The 16,238-nt window shown below is 57.0% G+C and carries 15 protein-coding genes and 1 pseudogene; 12 read left to right on the forward strand and 4 right to left on the reverse strand.

Translation table 11 applies throughout. The features are described 5' to 3' along the window. Position 1: 1 nt before the first annotated feature. From IEY31_RS15005 to IEY31_RS15045, 9 genes are all read left to right on the forward strand, one after another. Complete coding sequence (locus IEY31_RS15005) at positions 2-580, forward strand: acyltransferase (protein WP_188973413.1); 579 nt, start codon at positions 2-4, stop codon at positions 578-580. After that, positions 577-1,737, forward strand: a complete 1,161-nt coding sequence (locus IEY31_RS15010; RefSeq protein WP_188973415.1) for a DegT/DnrJ/EryC1/StrS family aminotransferase — start codon at positions 577-579, stop codon at positions 1,735-1,737. Before IEY31_RS15005 ends, IEY31_RS15010 begins: the two co-directional genes overlap by 4 nt. Before the next feature lie 176 nt (positions 1,738-1,913). Beyond that, positions 1,914-3,023, forward strand: a complete 1,110-nt coding sequence (locus tag IEY31_RS15015; RefSeq protein ID WP_268238962.1) for a glycosyltransferase — start codon at positions 1,914-1,916, stop codon at positions 3,021-3,023. 34 nt (positions 3,024-3,057) lie between these two features. After that, on the forward strand, positions 3,058-4,272 hold the full coding sequence (locus IEY31_RS15020) for an O-antigen ligase family protein (RefSeq protein WP_188973419.1): 1,215 nt from the start codon (positions 3,058-3,060) through the stop codon (positions 4,270-4,272). After that, the gene (locus IEY31_RS15025) at positions 4,269-5,543 is read left to right on the forward strand and encodes a lipopolysaccharide biosynthesis protein (RefSeq protein WP_188973421.1); all 1,275 of its coding nucleotides are present in this window, start codon (positions 4,269-4,271) and stop codon (positions 5,541-5,543) included. The genes IEY31_RS15020 and IEY31_RS15025 overlap by 4 nt, the downstream gene beginning before the upstream one ends. Beyond that, positions 5,506-6,639, forward strand: coding sequence for a glycosyltransferase family 4 protein (locus IEY31_RS15030; RefSeq protein ID WP_188973423.1), 1,134 nt, complete (start codon positions 5,506-5,508; stop codon positions 6,637-6,639). The genes IEY31_RS15025 and IEY31_RS15030 overlap by 38 nt, the downstream gene beginning before the upstream one ends. 19 nt (positions 6,640-6,658) lie before the next feature. Continuing rightward, positions 6,659-7,858, forward strand: a complete 1,200-nt coding sequence (locus tag IEY31_RS15035) for a glycosyltransferase (protein WP_188973425.1) — start codon at positions 6,659-6,661, stop codon at positions 7,856-7,858. Further along, complete coding sequence (gene wecB, locus IEY31_RS15040) at positions 7,855-8,940, forward strand: non-hydrolyzing UDP-N-acetylglucosamine 2-epimerase (protein WP_188973427.1); 1,086 nt, start codon at positions 7,855-7,857, stop codon at positions 8,938-8,940. The genes IEY31_RS15035 and wecB overlap by 4 nt, the downstream gene beginning before the upstream one ends. After that, complete coding sequence (locus IEY31_RS15045) at positions 8,937-10,196, forward strand: glycosyltransferase family 4 protein (protein WP_188973429.1); 1,260 nt, start codon at positions 8,937-8,939, stop codon at positions 10,194-10,196. The genes wecB and IEY31_RS15045 overlap by 4 nt, the downstream gene beginning before the upstream one ends. A 125-nt stretch (positions 10,197-10,321) precedes the next feature. Here the strand turns inward: IEY31_RS15045 and IEY31_RS15050 are convergent, their stop codons facing one another. Beyond that, positions 10,322-10,648 (reverse strand): hypothetical protein, encoded by a 327-nt coding sequence (locus IEY31_RS15050; protein WP_188973431.1) that lies wholly within the window; start codon positions 10,646-10,648, stop codon positions 10,322-10,324. Between the two features lie 339 nt (positions 10,649-10,987). After that, complete coding sequence (locus tag IEY31_RS15055) at positions 10,988-12,154, reverse strand: acyltransferase family protein (RefSeq protein WP_188973433.1); 1,167 nt, start codon at positions 12,152-12,154, stop codon at positions 10,988-10,990. A 153-nt stretch (positions 12,155-12,307) separates the two neighbouring features. Here IEY31_RS15055 and IEY31_RS15060 point away from each other — a divergent pair. Continuing rightward, positions 12,308-12,637, forward strand: a pseudogene (locus IEY31_RS15060) (transposase); the annotation flags it as partial. Positions 12,638-12,648: 11 nt separating this feature from the next. On the opposite strand, the gene IEY31_RS15065 reads toward IEY31_RS15060, so the two are convergent. Continuing rightward, entirely contained in the window at positions 12,649-12,999 is a 351-nt protein-coding gene (locus IEY31_RS15065) for a helix-turn-helix domain-containing protein (protein ID WP_188973436.1), read from the reverse strand. 354 nt (positions 13,000-13,353) lie between these two features. On the opposite strand from IEY31_RS15065, the gene IEY31_RS15070 reads away from it, so the two are divergent. Beyond that, positions 13,354-14,820 carry an O-antigen ligase family protein gene (locus IEY31_RS15070; protein WP_188973438.1) on the forward strand — a complete coding sequence of 489 codons (1,467 nt, stop codon included), beginning with the start codon at positions 13,354-13,356 and terminating at the stop codon, positions 14,818-14,820. Next, entirely contained in the window at positions 14,817-15,671 is an 855-nt protein-coding gene (locus IEY31_RS15075) for a hypothetical protein (protein ID WP_188973440.1), read from the forward strand. The genes IEY31_RS15070 and IEY31_RS15075 overlap by 4 nt, the downstream gene beginning before the upstream one ends. Before the next feature lie 25 nt (positions 15,672-15,696). Here IEY31_RS15075 and IEY31_RS15080 read toward each other — a convergent pair. Next, positions 15,697-16,238 (reverse strand): IS630 family transposase (locus IEY31_RS15080; RefSeq protein ID WP_188973442.1); only part of this gene is annotated, 542 nt, incomplete at its 5' end.

Genomic DNA, 16,238 nt, shown 5'->3' on the forward strand with positions numbered 1-16,238 from the left:
TGTGAGCTGGTGGAAGCATGACAGCGCTGTCGTGGATGACGGCGCTCAGATCGGCAGCGGCACGAAGGTCTGGCACTTCAGCCATGTGATGCCGGGGGCGGTGATCGGCGAGGGCTGCTCGCTCGGTCAGAACGTTTTTGTGGCCAACCAGGTCACCATCGGCAACGGCGTCAAAATTCAGAACAACGTCAGTATCTACGAGGGTGTGATCCTGGAGGACTACGTCTTCTGCGGACCCAGCATGGTCTTCACCAATGTCCGCACGCCCCGGAGCGAGTTCCCCCGCAATACGAGTGCCGACTACGCCGTCACCCGCGTCAAGCGGGGGGCCAGCATCGGCGCCAATGCCACCGTCGTCTGCGGCGTGACCTTGCACGAGGGGGCTTTTGTGGCCGCTGGCGCGGTCGTGACGAAGGACGTTCCCGCCTATGCGATGGTTGCAGGCGTGCCTGCCCGGCAGATCGGCTGGATGAGTGCCAGCGGTGACCTGCTCGACTTCACGGGTGGGGACACGGTCATAGACCGCCTCCAGCACATGTACCAGAAGATCAGCGACACCGAGATCAGGAGAATCGTATGACCAGCAGCGACATCAAGCAAATTCCCATCCTCGATCTTTCCCCGGAGATTGACGAACTGTGGGACGACCTCAATGCCGCCATCCAGCGGGTGATGCGTTCGGGGCACTTCATCATGGGACCGGACGTCCTCGCCTTCGAGCAGGAGGTTGCTGCTTACCTGGGCGTGAAGCACGCCGTAGGAATGAACAGTGGTACGGACGCCCTGATCATCGGCCTGCGCTCTTTAGGCATTGGCCCTGGGGATGAGGTCATCACAACGCCGTTTACCTTTTTTGCCACGGCCGAGAGCATCAGCAGCGTGGGGGCCACACCGGTCTTCGCAGACATCGATCCGGCGACCTACAATATTGACCCCGCCCGTATTCGAGAGCAGATCACGCCCCGTACCCGAGCAATCATGCCCGTTCACCTCTATGGCAACCCCTGCGCGATGGACGAGATCATGGCGATCGCTGAGGAACACGGCCTGCTGGTCATCGAAGACTGCGCGCAGTCTTTCGGGGCGCGGTACGGGGGCAGGCAGACAGGCACCATCGGCCACGTCGGTGCCTACTCCTTCTTTCCCAGCAAGAACCTGGGGGCGTTCGGAGACGGTGGCCTGCTGGCGACGGATGATGACCGGGTGGCGGAACTGGCGCGGATGCTTCGTGCCCACGGCTCGCGGAAGAAATACCATAATGAGATGCTCGGGTACAACAGCCGACTCGATACCATTCAGGCAGCGATTCTGCGTGTAAAACTGCCACATATTGACCGCTGGAACGAGGGACGTCGCCGCGTGGCTGCCACATACAGCGAAGTGTTGAAAGACCTGGGTGGGGTCGCGATCCCCAAGGTGGGCGAGGGGCACGTGTTCCACCAGTACACCATCCGCCTGACAACAGCCGACCGGGATGGGGTGCAGCACCTGCTGGAGCAGCAAGGCGTTGGGACAATGGTGTATTACCCGGTGCCGCAGGACTGTCTACCTGTATATGCCGGAGAACAGAGGCCATGTCCTGTAAGCGTAACCCTCGCACAACAAGTTTTGAGTCTGCCCATTGGCTCTGTGCTACCTGAAACAGATCAAGTTCGCGTCTGCCAAACGCTTACGTATGCAATGTCGATGCACGTAAATTCAAGCGCTAAGCTTTCGGATAGCCCACGTTCTACATGACGAGATGGTCTGTTTCGGAAAGTAGGCTTCTCAACTTCTCTCGGTGCATATCCTAACGTCAAGTCATCTTTGCTGCACGTACGTTTACTTTGCGGTATACGGCAGCCGCTGGATAATTATAATGTCAACTAAAGCGAAAATGGAGATGGAAATATGCGAAGAATTTATGAATGTGTATGCGGATCTTACAAATAATTCCTGACCTAGCAATAGGAGGTGCAGAACGACTGGTGGTACAGCTCACCGTTGAGCAACAGATTCAGGGGCACGAGGTTCATTTGGCCACGCTCTACGGTCCACGCGACAATCATAATCAAACTTACCTTCAAGATCATAAGGTTCCGATAACACATCTTGAAAAAAACATTGGTCTAGATTTACGCCTCATCGTTAAGCTGCAGACGCTCATCACCAACCTGCGTCCAGATGTTATCCATACACATCAGTACTCAACTAAGTACGTCCTACCGGAAGTGTTGCGCGCCCAAAGAGCTATGCTCCATACAGTCCATAGCCTCCCTGAAAAGGAGCTCACAAGGCGCGATCGCGTAATTCAACGGTTGGCGTATAGGCGGGGAGTGATTCCAGTTGCCGTAGCGGATGAGGTAGCGCGAGGCATGCAGCGCTTGTACAATGTGCGGGCACCAGTGATTCCGAATGGCGTAAATGTAGATCGCCTTCATGCCGGTGGAGTTACCCGAGCAGAAACCCGGAGGCGAGAGGGCTGGGCGCATGATCACGTCGTAGTTCTTAGCGTTGCCAGACTCAGTGCTCCTAAAGACCATTCAACACTTCTTCGCGCATTCGCGTTAGCGCAAGCTTCACAACCGACCTTGCGTCTGTCGTTAGCAGGTGACGGCATCCTGCGGCCTGAACTCGAAGCTCTAGCCGCCGAACTGGGAATTCAACAATGGGTTCAGTTTCTTGGAGTGCGGTCCGACATTGAGCAACTTCTAGGCGGGGCGGACGCGAGTGTGCTTTCCTCTGATTATGAAGGCAGTCCGCTATCTGTAATGGAAGCTATGGCTGCAGGCAGAGCCGTGGTGGCGTCTAACGTAGGCGGAGTCGCTGAGCTAATTTGCCACAACGTCAACGGCCTGCTGTTTGAAGCTGGAAACGTCAGTATGCTGGCAGGGCAATTGGAGCGCCTCACACACGCCGAAGAGCGGCAGCGCCTGGGTACTGCGGCTCACCAAACGGCGCGCGCGAAGTTCAGTATCTCTGCGATGGCCCGAGCGTACTTAGAACTGTGCGGTCAAACGCATAAGCAAGGCTACAGTGCTTAATTTAGTTTTCATGGCTGCCCTAGGCGGCCTACTCATGGGGGTGCTGTTCTGGCGCTGGAGGCTAGGCGTATACGCCCTGATGGCGCTGCTGCCATTCGAAAATATTTTTGTGTTCGGAGCATTTCGTGGTGGTTTGAAGGTGCTGATCGGGACGACGGTCCTAGCAATGTTACTCGACGTTTATCTTCGTCCATCCAGTCGGCAACAATTTCAGGCTGTGTTAACCAACAAGACGTTTTTACTTACGGTCGCCTTTACGGCCTGGGCAGTTTTCTCAACAGTCTGGGCGGTTTTTCCCGACGCAGCGTTAAGCAAAAGCACTAGCTTCGTTGGCGTAACTACACTTGTTGTGTTGCTGGGAATGCTGGTGCCAACACAGCTAAAGACGGCATGGACATTGCTAATTATTGCGGGTATTATTTCTGTAATCCAAGGAGTCGCTCAAGGCAGTTTCAGTGACCTCAACGGACGTTTCATTGGTGCGGGTGAAGATCCAAATGAATACGCTGGATTGTTGTTGACCCTTGGGGCAGTCGTTGTGTATGGTAGGTCTAAATTAAAGGTGTGGATGTTCGTACCAGCCGTCATCCTCTTATTCGGTAGTCTTCTCACGCAATCACGCGCAGGGCTGGTGGCACTTCTCGCAACACCATTGGTCGCACTGATTATTTTAGTACTGCGACGAGCAGTTGGCCTAAAGACACTCAGTGCGACCTTCATAGTCTACATATTCGCTGGCATCTTAGTCATCAGCGCAACCGCACTTTGGCCCAACCTGCAGTCCACGTTATTCTCCCGGGCGTCGAGTCTGAATAACTATGCAGATCCAGACACGTGGGCAGGTCGCCTAGGTATCTGGGCAGGCGGATTTCGCATGTGGTCAGAACATAAATGGCTTGGTGTCGGCGCAGGTAACTTCGGGTTTCTATCACCAGATTACTCCTTGGAAGCTGCAGCCCTAGCTCGGGCGAAAGGAGTAGCCGTAGCGCACAACACGTATCTGTCGAATCTAGCCGAGTTGGGCGTGGTCGGGCTCGGTATTTTTGTCTGCCTAATGTGGACCCTAATCAGCAGAACCAGCCGTCTGGCTGCAAATATTCCCTTTGCGCGCGCTATTTTAGTTGGGTCCGTTGTGATACTTGTTATGGCAATTACACTTAGCTTAGAATACAGTAAGATTCTCTACGTTCTGGTGGGGTCTCAGATCGCCCTGATGATCAGCGCCGAGCAGTGTGAGATTGACGTGTGACGCACCTGCTCCGAAGTACCACAGGCCGCAACACCCTCTTGATAGGTGCTGGGCTCACCTTTAAGCTTGCCATGCAGGCATTGAGTTTTGCAATCATTGCACCTACCCTTGGGAGCGCTAACTTTGGGCTCTATGCCAGTTTCCTCGCTATAAGTAACGTGGTCGGCCCGTTCGTTGATATGGGCACCTACGGCCTTGTCGTTCGGGACATGAACCGTGGTATCAGTGCACGTCAAGCCATCAGCAGCAACGTCGTACTTACCGTACTACTGGCTCCAGCAGGTCTGCTAATTTTCGCCCTCATCGCATGGGTGACCATTCCTGATGTTCCCATTTGGTCTGGAATCACGATTGCTGCAGGTATGATGCTCGGCCTGAAAATGTATAACCTTGCCCGCGCTATCTTTATAGGCGCGGGAACCGTTTGGAAGGTATCTGTACTTGAGGTCAATCTGGCGCTGTTTCAGCTGGTAGCGGCGTTGGCCTTGAGATATCTGGCTGGAACTTTCAACATGTGGGCGACGCTGGTGTTCATTCAGAACGCCCTCATTGGGCTGGTCGCCGTAGTGTGGTTGACGCGCCTCTACGGCCTCCCGCACCCGCACTTAAGCGGAGTGCCAATTATTTCTCGTGTCAGGGAAGGCTTGCATTTTGCCGTGTCCGGCGCGGCGGGCACGTTAGGAAGCGAGGCTGACAAAATGCTTTTGCCGAGGCTTGCTGGCCTTGAATCAACCGGTTTGTATGGCGCTGCACAGCGCATCATCGCTGTCAGCGCTGTTCCCATTACTGCTCTTAGCACCTCCGTCTACAGCCGCTACTTCAGCGCGGCCGAGGCAGGTGGGGGGTATGCTGCATCACGTTGCGTTGCCAACCGGATTGCTCTGCCCATCCTTGCATATAGCGCCACTGTAGCCGCTGTACTGTGGCTCGTAGCGCCCTACGCGCTTCTGCTGTTTGGTCCGAGCTACAGCGGTATCGAGACAGCTATCCGACTGCTTGCCGTCCTGAGCATCATCCTTGCGCTTCAGCTTCCGTTCGGGGATGCGCTCACGGGTAGTGGGAACCAACATATCCGCACACGCTATCAAATCGGAGCGCTTGTGCTGAATTTGCTGTTAAATCTGCTGCTCGTCCCGTTGATCGGCTGGCTGGGTGCGGTATACGCCGCCCTTATCAGCCAAACATTATTTCTAGCAGCTCTGTTTTTCCATCATGATCGAAAGGAGGATGGCCATGGCAACCCCACGCCCCCGCGTTCTTCAGATCTGTGACTACCATGGACCTTACAAGGGAAACTTCCTGCCGTCTCTTGAAGCGGCGAGAGCCGAGCTAGAGGCGCTCGGAGGCGTCCAAGTCGTGGCTTTCACCGACGTGGCGCAACGTACCGGCTGGTTCGATGACTTCGCTAGAGAGAATACGGTTGCACTTATGCCGCAAGGAGCCTCATTACTCCAGCAAGTGAATGCCATCGCACGCCTCGTTGAGCAGCACCGCATTAACATCATCCACAGCCACTTCAGCAAGTATGACCTAGCCTGCGTCGCAGCCGCCCAACTGGCGCGCGTCCGCAGTCGTCAGGTCGAGGTGCTGTGGCACGTTCACAGTCCCAGTTCAAGGAAGGCCGGAATATCCGCAAGCCTTAAGGATCTGTTTCGGTGGCGCCTGCTGGGCAGGTACCCCCGCACTGTACATGTCTCACGTGGAGGTCAGCTCACCATGACTGAACGGGGGCTGCAACAGAGACGGTCGGTGGTACTTGAAAACGGTATTAACCCAGAGCGGTTTTCATCCGATGAACTTCTACCTTGGCCAGCCGATCAAGTCAGAAGTTTTTTGACGTTTGGTTGGGCCCCCCAAGTCAAAGGAATTGACGTAATATTGGACGCTGCCGAGCAACTTGCTGCGCGCCGAGATGATTTCGTAGTGAGACTGGTCGGGCGTGAGCCACTGAAACAGCTCACGTTAGTGAGGTATGGCCACACGCCACCTCGATGGCTGATAGTTCAAGAGCCACAAGAGAAGGTCGAAGACCTGTACCGCAGTTCCTACGCGTTCATTAGTGCGAGCCGCCAAGAAGGCTTTCCATACTCGGTCGCGGAAGCGATGGTCCTCGGTCTCCCAGTCTTGTCCAGCGATATTCGAGGCCTGGAGTGGGCGAAGGAGAGCCGTGGTGTTTCTTTCTTTACAAATGAAAAGTCAAACCAATTGGCGGCTTTAATGGAGATCACACTCAATCAAGACGAAGTGACTTACTTGATCCTAGGTAAATGTAATAGAGATCTTATCTATGAGAAATATACAATGAGTAGATGGGTAAATAAATTGATGACTGTATATAATCAGATATTACATTCTAATAAATCTTAGTCTCAGAAGGAGTGTACCGTTGAACATTATTTATATCACCTCGTCGCTTCCTTACGGTCCTGGGGAAGCGTTTATTCTGCCCGAGTTAGCCGAGTTGTCTAAGAGAGGTCATCAAGTATGGGTTGTCCCGATGAATGGTAGGGGCGATTTACTGCATACAGGTGTACAGGACCTAATTCATCGTTGTCTGTCTGCCAAACTGCTGGATAGGCAAATCGCCTTCGGCGCTATTGCTGAATTTATCCGTGCTCCTCGAGTCTCTGTCGAAGCTATTTGTATGTTATGGACGCCGAAACTGCGACATCTGGGCAAGAACCTCAGTATAGTGCCTAAGGGCCTGTGGCTCGCTCGAGAAGCGAGGCGGTTAGACATCCACCACATTCATGTCCACTGGGCCGCAACGACCGCGAGCATGGGAATGGTGGCGAGCGAGATCTCAGGCGTTCCTTGGAGTTTTACAGCACACCGTTGGGACATTGTAGAAAGCAATCTACTAGATCGCAAAGCGCGCCACGCTCAATTCGTTCGCTTCATCTCCAAGAATGGTCTGCACTTGGCACGAGCCCGAGGGTTGAGCGCGGATATCGATGCGATTGTACTTCATATGGGTGTCCGACTTCCGCTCAGCATAGCTCAAAAGACGCGAAGGAGTCCGAAAAAGCATATTCTGTGTCCAGCTAACCTGATCGAAGTTAAGGGGCATCGATTTTTGTTGGATGCTATGGCCCGATTACCAGACGGTTCCAGTGAACTTTGGCTAGCTGGTCATGGCGTGCTAGAAAAAGAATTGCGCGAACAAGTCAAGCGCTTGGGCATTGAGAAACGGGTCCGGTTTCTAGGACAGCTTCCGCACCAAGAGTTGCTTGACTTATACCGCCGAGAGGAAGTTGATATTGTGGTCTTGCCCAGTCTAGACCTTGGTGACGGCCTCCATGAAGGTATTCCAGTCTCCCTTATTGAGGCGATGGGACAGCGCGTTCCTGTGGTTTCTACTTTGACTGGAGGAATTGCAGAGCTGTTGGGGGATGGCGCAGGCTTGCTCGTGCCCCCCGCTGATGTTGGGGCACTCGTCGATGCGCTCAAAGGATTGCTAGAGGATTCGGAGAAGCGGCGTACTATAGGGTGTGCGGGTTACAACCGCGTTCAAAGTAGGTTCTCAATCACCTCTGTTACCGAACAGTTGGAGCAACAGTTTGCGAAGGAGCGTGTTCAAGCATGAAGGTCGTGACAGTTATCGGGGCACGTCCTCAATTTATCAAGGCTGCAGCCGTGTCGAGGGTGCTGCGTTCCGAAGCGCGGGTGTCGGAAGTGCTCGTGCATACGGGGCAGCACTATGACGAGAACATGAGTACCGTTTTCTTTGACCAACTCGGCATCCCTGCGCCAGAGCGGCACCTAAACATTGGTTCCGGCACTCATGGCTTACAGACTGGCCGCATGCTGGAGGCCGTAGAGCAGGTGCTGCTGCAAGAGCAACCCGATTGGCTGCTTGTCTATGGCGACACGAACTCGACATTGGCGGGGGCCTTGGCCGCCGCCAAGCTTCATGTGCCGGTCGCGCACGTTGAGGCGGGCTTGCGGTCCTTCAACCGCCGGATGCCCGAGGAAATCAACCGTGTTTTGACTGACCACGCCTCGGATGTGCTATTCGCGCCGACCTCGGTCGCGGTGGAGAATCTGCGTCGTGAAGGAATTGCTGACGAGCGAATTGTTCAGGTAGGCGACGTCATGTATGACGCCGCGCTGTACTTCGGAAACAAGGCGGAACTGGAGAGCCGGGTATTGGAAACGTTGGATCTGCGCCCAGGTGCGTATGTCCTGGCAACGGTTCACCGGGCGGAAAACACCGACGCGCTGGAGCGTCTGCACGCCATCGTCGACGGCCTGATTGCCGTGGCGGCCGATATGCCGGTCGTGCTGCCACTGCATCCGCGGACGCGTGGTGTGCTAGAGCGTGCAGGAATGCTGGAACGCGCGAGCCAATGTATGTACCTGATCCCACCTGTGGGCTACCTCGACATGATCAAACTCGAGAAGAATGCCTGTCTGATCGCGACGGACTCGGGCGGCGTTCAAAAAGAAGCTTACTTTTATGGCGTACCCTGCGTGACGTTTCGTGACGAAACCGAGTGGGTCGAACTCGTAGAAACTGGCTGGAACCGCCTCGTGGCACCCGTGAGTGCCCACAAGATTCGAGACGCCATCCTTTCGCAGCGGGGCACACAAGGTGCCGATCTTCAGCTCTACGGTGAGGGCGATGCGGGTCGGCGAATTACGAACGCTCTGATGGAGTGGAAGTGAAGATCTTGTTGGTGAACCAATATGCCATTCCGCCTCAGCAGGCGGGACCTATGCGGCATTTTACGCTGGCACGTGAACTCGTACAATTGGGCCACGACGTGACGATCGTCGCTTCAAGCTTCGATCACGTGACCCGCCAGGAAACGCGGCTACGACCCCATGAGAAACATCAAGTGGAGTTGATTGACGGTGTTCGGTTCCTCTGGTTGCGTACCCCACCATACTCCGGGAATGGGCTGGCCCGCATCTGGAACATGCTAGTCTTCACGGCTCGGGTATGGCAGGGTATGGGCGCTCAGAGTTTGGGCCGGCCCGACGTCATCATCGGCTCAAGCCCGCACCTCTTTGGTGCTCTTGGTGCTGAGATTCGCGCCCGACATCTACGGGTCCCCTTTGTTCTGGAAGTCCGTGACTTGTGGCCGCAGAGCTTGGTCGACCTGGCCAACATGTCAGAGCGCCACCCCATCGTGCTCGCTCTTGAGGTTATAGAACGGTACCTGTATCGGCGAGCCCGGCGGATCATCGCTCTGCTGCCCGGTGCCAGCGAGCCTATGGTAGCTAAGGGCGCCAAACGAGCCAAGATTGTCTGGATACCGAATGGCGTGGACTTAGCGATATTGCCCGCTTCCAACGCATCGCCCCAGGGGGCCTTTACCTTGATGTACGCTGGAACACACGGTCTGGCCAACGGGCTTGACCTTGTGCTGGATGGCGCCAAGCTGTTACTGCAGGACACCAGCTCACCGAAGGTGCGCTTCATCTTGCTGGGCGATGGTCCGAATAAAGCCCATCTGATGGAGCGCGTGAGGGCGGAAGGTCTGACCAACGTGGAATTTCTGGCGGCCGTACCGAAAAATCAGGTTTATGCGTTGCTGCAGCAGGCACACGGCTTCCTCTTGATCCTAAAGGACTCGCCGGTGTTTCGCTGGGGGGTGAGTCCAAACAAACTTTTCGATTACTTCGCGATGGGCCGTCCCGTCCTGTTCGGCGTCAACACACCGTACAATCCAGTCGCCGAGTCGGGCGCCGGGCTAACCTTTGCCCCAGGCGACCCGGCTGCCTTCGTGGCAGCCGTCAAGGAACTGGCAAGCCGCAGCGTTGCGGAGCGGACCGCGATGGGTGAAGCCGGGCAGAAGCATGTCCGTGAGCACTACGACTTTCAGCGTTTGGCACTCAAATTGGAGGCGACCCTTCAAGATGTGCTGCGTGGCGAGGGGACAGCCGACGTAAGTCAGCATGGGTCGAGCAAAACATAAATACGTTGTGGCGAAGCGCTTTCGGCCCCTGCCACTTGCCTATTGAAATTGCAAGGGTTTACAGCAAATGACAGAATAGTTGCGCCAGGAATTCAAGTGCAAACAACTCCCGGATCAGAAACAGGCTATCCAAAATTCTTCCATGATGGCGCTTCTTTTCTGTCAAATGCTCTATAAGCGTCCGGACAGCCGACCACATTGATGCCCATGCAGGTCGGGACGGTTGAAACGGTGATGTTGGGTTCAATGATCTGGGTCCCGTACATCAGCGTGGGGAGGATCCTGGCAAATAAGCCGATCACTGGCCCCGCCGGGGTGTTGCTCATGGTGAGCTTGACGCGGCCCGTGCGGGTGTAGCTGGCGCGGTGGTGGATGCCACGCCGGTAGTCGCTGCTCGTGATGTTGATGACTACGCCGTCGCCAATGGCTGCGCCTTCTCCGGCGAGCTGCACGGCGTCATACGTGGCATCTGGCGTGCCGGTGATCGTCAGGCTGCCGCCCCGTTCCCGCAGGCGCCGGTGACGGTGTTGTGACCGTCTTGGCGTCGTCCAGCCACACCGTCCTCGCTCCACTGTTGAGCGCGGCCCGGAGCGTGGAATACCAGTGAGTGAGCACATCGCGGGTGCTGCCCCGGCCCAGTACAGGAGCGCCTACGGGCGCCTATGCGCCCCCTTGCCGCAGCAGACGGGTCAGCTCGCCTAGGGCGCTGCGCTTGGCTCCCCGGATGTCGTCTGGGGCAGCGGGCAGGTCGGCGGTGGTGTCGCTGATATAGTCAGGGTTAACGTGTGGGATCAGGCCTTAGTAAGCTTTTTGCCCAACCGCATTGCGGGGCGCTCAACGTATTCGTGGAAGACATGGCCTAGTCCCAGAGTTAGCACAACAACGATCAACGCAATGGACCAAGCTGGTATCAGGCCATGCAACAGATGAAACATCGTCAAGATGACCAGTACGTGCAGCAGATACACCGAATATGAGATGCGGCCCAGCCAGAGGGCAAAGGGGCGCGTCAGCAAATGTGAAATGCGTGAACTAGTTAGGCTAATGGCCATAATTGTGATTGATCCAACCGTAATAATGGTGTCCGCAGTGAACGTGTATGGGAAGGTCAAAATGCGTGTGCCGCTGTACAACAGTATGCCCAGGACAAAAAACAGTACCCGTTGTGGCCGGGGCCGCGCTGCCACCCATGTCCCTACCTCCGACTGGAACCGAGCGAGCGCGGCCCCGGCAATAAAGCAACCTGTGTAGATGATGGTCAGGTCCAGATCACCGGTGGACCCAAACATCTCCTCTGCCACGAAACGAAGGCCCAGCCCACCAATCATCAGGGCTAAGGTGGCAGCCAGCAGCAACCAGACTGACTGACGCTGAACGAACCAGCCCAGAAGTGGATAGACCAGACTGACACGCATCTCAATTATCAGTGACCAGAACACTGGGGCCAACAGGGCAGCATCGAACACACCAATCAGCAGGAGGTGTCCCATAATGTTCCCCATGTCGATGCTTTGCCAAGGGGAGTTAAACCATGTACTCAAATCCGGCTGCTGCGCGTGCGGGATTACAGCCACAAGCCCCAGGGCCAGCAAGACGGTTGCCAAGTAGGGTAGGTAAATTCGGCAGATGCGCTTGATCAGGTATCGCGGATAGGGCTGGACGCGGTTCTTACGGAAGGGAAGGTACAACACAAACCCCGACAGGCAGAAAAACAAGACCACCGCCTCGTGGGCCGCGATAAACAGGTTCAAAGGGGTCTTCTGTATGAATATAATAGCCTGATGTGTCGCCAGATATGGGCCTGTCTCCACCCTGAACACATTGGTCAAATGTCCGAATACTACTGCTAACGCTGCTAGACCGCGCAGGCTATCCAGTTGTTCAAAGCGTTGTTGAGTAGTATCTGCTGTCGGAGCTATCCGAGCGCGGCCCTGCGGGATATTTTGTGTGGTCGTCATGTCGGATGATCATAAATCACATGGGCAGTTAGGAATCTGTTTAGACCATTTGACGGAAAAGGTGCTGCATACTGAGTAAACTGACTACCCCTTGTCTGGACTTTGGCCATTGACAGGGGGAGCGGCATGCCGCTCCCCCTGTCAGACTTGAGCATGACACTGCTGCCGAACTGGTTCACTAGAGTCCTGCAAGGATTCGCCCCGCTCTTCTCGGCACGGGTTTGGCCGCAGGTTCAACTCTTGGTGATTGGGGCAATCTTGTCGCCTGGGAAGCGGACGGTGACCGCCGCTCTCCGGGTCCTCGGATTGGCAGACGATCCCAGGTTTGGTACGTTTCACCGCCTGTTGAATCGGGCGCGCTGGTCCAGTCTTCAGGCCAGTCGGGTGCTGCTCAGCCTGCTCCTGACCACCTTTGTGCCCTCTGGACCGCTGGTGCTCGGCCTGGACGACACCATCGAACGACGATCCGGCAAAAAGATTAGCGCCCGAGGCATCTATCGCGATCCGGTGCGGTCCACCACACCCAGGGTCACCAGACGATCGGCCAGCAGTTGCATCGTCCATTTCTCCCGGCCTTCAGGACTCGAGCACACTTCGGCGATCAAGATCGCCGTTTGTTGCGCGTTCAGTTTGGGCGGTCGTTTGGGACGTGCTTTCTCGTAGAGGGCGGCCTTCAGGCCGCCCTCGGTGTACTTCCTGCGGATCGACGCGACGGTGGCAGGGCTGACGCCCTGACGCTCGGCCACGTCTCGGTCCAGCAATCCCCCGTCGCTGAGGAGCAGGAGGCGTGCGCGGGTCATGACCCGCGCACTGTGCACGCCTTTCCGACAGTTGTTGCCGCTCATCGTCGCTCAGCTGCACAACCCGCTGTTTCTGTCGTCCCAGCCCTCAGTTTATCTGAAGGCATGCCTGTGGTCATGCACTAGCTGGTAGGTTGGGGCGATGCACATGGTTTTAAGCTTTCTAGAGGCCTCCTGCCGTCTGATCATTACGCGCATCGGGCAGGGCAGGCAGGCGCCGAATGGTTGAGCGCGATGCCTGACCCAAAAGCACCTGCCAGCCCTCAGACGCGGACCCTCGTTGCTCGCGCCGCAGGTGCTGCACTGCCCGTTCTGCCTCTGCTGCTGCTGCTTGCACCACTAGCTTGTTTTCGCCCCCCGCCCCTTGACCGCACGGCCAGGACCATCATACTGATGTATGTGGGCCTGACCGTAGCTGCAGCTCTTGCTGCGCCGCAGCCTGCTGCGGCACTCTTGGGCGCGCTGTTCAAACTCAGTCTGATCCTTGGCCTGACCTTTTTGGGCGCAAAGTGGGTGAGTTCGGCAAGTCTGCGCGGGTTACTTCCCGGCATTCTGCTGGTCCTGGCCACCGCCCAGATCTATGCCGCACAGATCGGCGCTTATCAGCTGCTGGTCGACCGCCTCAGTCATCCCTACTACACATCGGTCTCTCTTGGTCTAGGGGGCGCTGTGGCAGTCTGGGTGGCAGTCCTCAGCCGTAGTTTGTTCTGGCCCTGGCGGGTCGTAGGCATCTTGGCCGGCGGGGCCCTCCTGGGGCTGAGCGGCAGCCGTGGCGGCGTGCTTGCCCTGCTCGCGGGATTGCTGGCTGCTGGACTGGTCTGGCTGGTCCGCACGCGACGTTTCCAGACTGTGCTGTGGAGCGCGGCCGTGGGCGTTTTGCTGTTGGGCGGATTCGCTTTGCTCCACATAGGCAGTGCTGGGGGCGAAACCATCCCAGTTCTGGACCGGTTGAGCAGTCTGGAAGCCAATGGACGTGACGTCACCTGGTCTGACACCCTGGACGCCATCGCGGCGTATCCCTTCTCCGGGTACGGTCCTTATCAGCTGGGACCGCAGATCGCCCCCGTCACGGAGAAGTGTGTGTGGTGGCCAGCGCTTCAGGCGGCTCGTGTGGAGTGCCCGGCTCTCGTCCAACATCTTGATAACGTCTGGGTAATTGCGCACAATGCCGTGCTTCAAGTCTGGGGCGAGTCTGGCCTCCCAGGCCTGCTGGGCCACCTGCTGCTGTGTGCGTTGCTGGTGATTCGTACGTGGCGTTCAGGTGACCCCCTCGCCAACGCGATTTTGTTGGGTCTGTTTGCGGCTGACCTGACGGACAACGTCACGATGGTACCTGGCCCTTTCTTCGCCGCACTTCCCTGGCTGGTCGGTGGAATGGGTCTCAGAGGCAATCTTGTTACGCCTGCAGCTGATTCAGCTCTACCCTCCGCACGTACCTGGTTTGCCCTGCCTTGGGTGGCGACGGCTTTGTTGATCTTCTGGGGATTTCCACTTTGGGCCGCCACTCTAGAAACTTTCAGGCCGTCCGCTGCTCCGGAGGTCACAATTCGGGAAGTGGTGGCGTCGCCAGTGTGGCGCGGCGACGACCCATACCAGATTCTCCTGATGGCTAGCGCGCCCGCTGGCCCTTACCGCCTTCAGGCCCGCCTGTGTGCACCTGATGGAAGTCGGTGTCATACCGTCATGACGCGGAACGTCCAAAGTGAAGGTATACCCCCAACACTCCTCCAGATCCTGCGCTTTCCCCTGAAAGATTCCGGACCCTGGGAAGTTCAGTTGCAGGTTCGCCACTTTGCGCCGCGGCCTTGGCAACTGCGGGCCTTAGCCCTTACCAGTTGGCCCCTGAGGAGGGACGACCGACCATGACGTCGGTCCCCCACCGCCTGCGGGCCATCCTGACCGGCACAGCTGGCATGGCATTCCTGGGACTCGCCATGATGAGCCTGCCAATCGTTTTGCGCCAGAGCGAGCAAATTGAATTCCAGCGGCCCCTTCCGGTGACCACTGCCGTCACCTGTGCCCCGGACAGCCCACCTGTGACCGTACAGAACCTCATGCCCGGCAGCGCCGGGACAACCAGTAAACCGGGGGAGGCTGGAGTACACGCCCACCTCTCTGCGACAGGTGCGCTCCATCTTCGGGTGTGCCGCACCGGAAGCCTACAGCTCAAGGTGCGCGGCGTTGGCAGCGCCGGCTGGGGCGCGCAGGCGACCATTCTGATGGAGGGGCGCACCCAGCAAACCGTCAACCTGGACGGTTCTCACGTCTTGAACATTCCCATTGCTCAGCCGGGCTTAGTGACGCTGGCGTTCGTCAACCACGTCGGTTGGGTGCCCGCCCGTTACCTGACCGTCACTCGCGATCCTAGAGGACCTTGGTGCGCCGAAAAGCCCCCCTACCGGGAGGGAAGGGCATGGCTGCGGCCCGGAGGGGATTACGGTGACATTACGGGTGGGGGGCGCCTGAATTTCCCGACGTGCGGGGCAGGCCAGGTCAGCTTCAGGGTGACGGGTCAGGTGAAAAAGGGTTCACCGCCTCAGATGCAGGTCAGACAGAATGGTCGGATTGTCGAAACACGTCAGGTGACGCAGTTAATCCTGCTGACGTTTGCTTTAGAAGAAGCGAGTCTCTTGACCTTCACTGTCCTGAATCCTGATGTGGAGGTAAGGTCTGAGCGCTCTATTTATGTTGACGCTGCCACCGTCAAGCCTCATTAACAGGTGCCTCTCATACGAATCCCGATTAATTAATTATACGAGGCCACCAATGGAAGAAGGTTAGGGAGCGCGCCCGTTCACACTGATCTTCCAACCACCGACAATGGGCGGCGAGCAGCCCTTTCAGCGCGTCCAAAGTGGGGAAATGTCGGTTTTTCAAGGGCACATCGGTGAGCGACCACAAGCGTTCTGCCGGTTGTAACTCTTGAGAGTACGGGGGCAGAAAGACCAGATGGAGGCCTTCAGGACAGATCAGCTGCGGGCCACAGTGCCACCCCGCCCCGACCAGAACCAGCACGATCTCCCGGCACTGCCCCGCGCCGGTATCACGGGCAAAGCGGTCGAGCACCGCCTGAAAGGCGAGTGTGTCCACGCTCGGCACCAACCAATACTGGCTTTCCCCTGTCTGCGGACAGACAAATGCGTACACGTACAGCCAGGCGTAGCGGTGTTCCACCGCTACCGTTGGGGCTTTGCCTCGCTCAGCCCACATCTTCCCAACAATGGGCTTCAGTCCCAGACGGTGTTCGTCCATGCACCAGACTTCTGCTGCTCGTCCAGTTCCTT

Origin of the sequence: Deinococcus aerolatus (assembly GCF_014647055.1) — a bacterium.
GTDB lineage: Bacteria > Deinococcota > Deinococci > Deinococcales > Deinococcaceae > Deinococcus > Deinococcus aerolatus.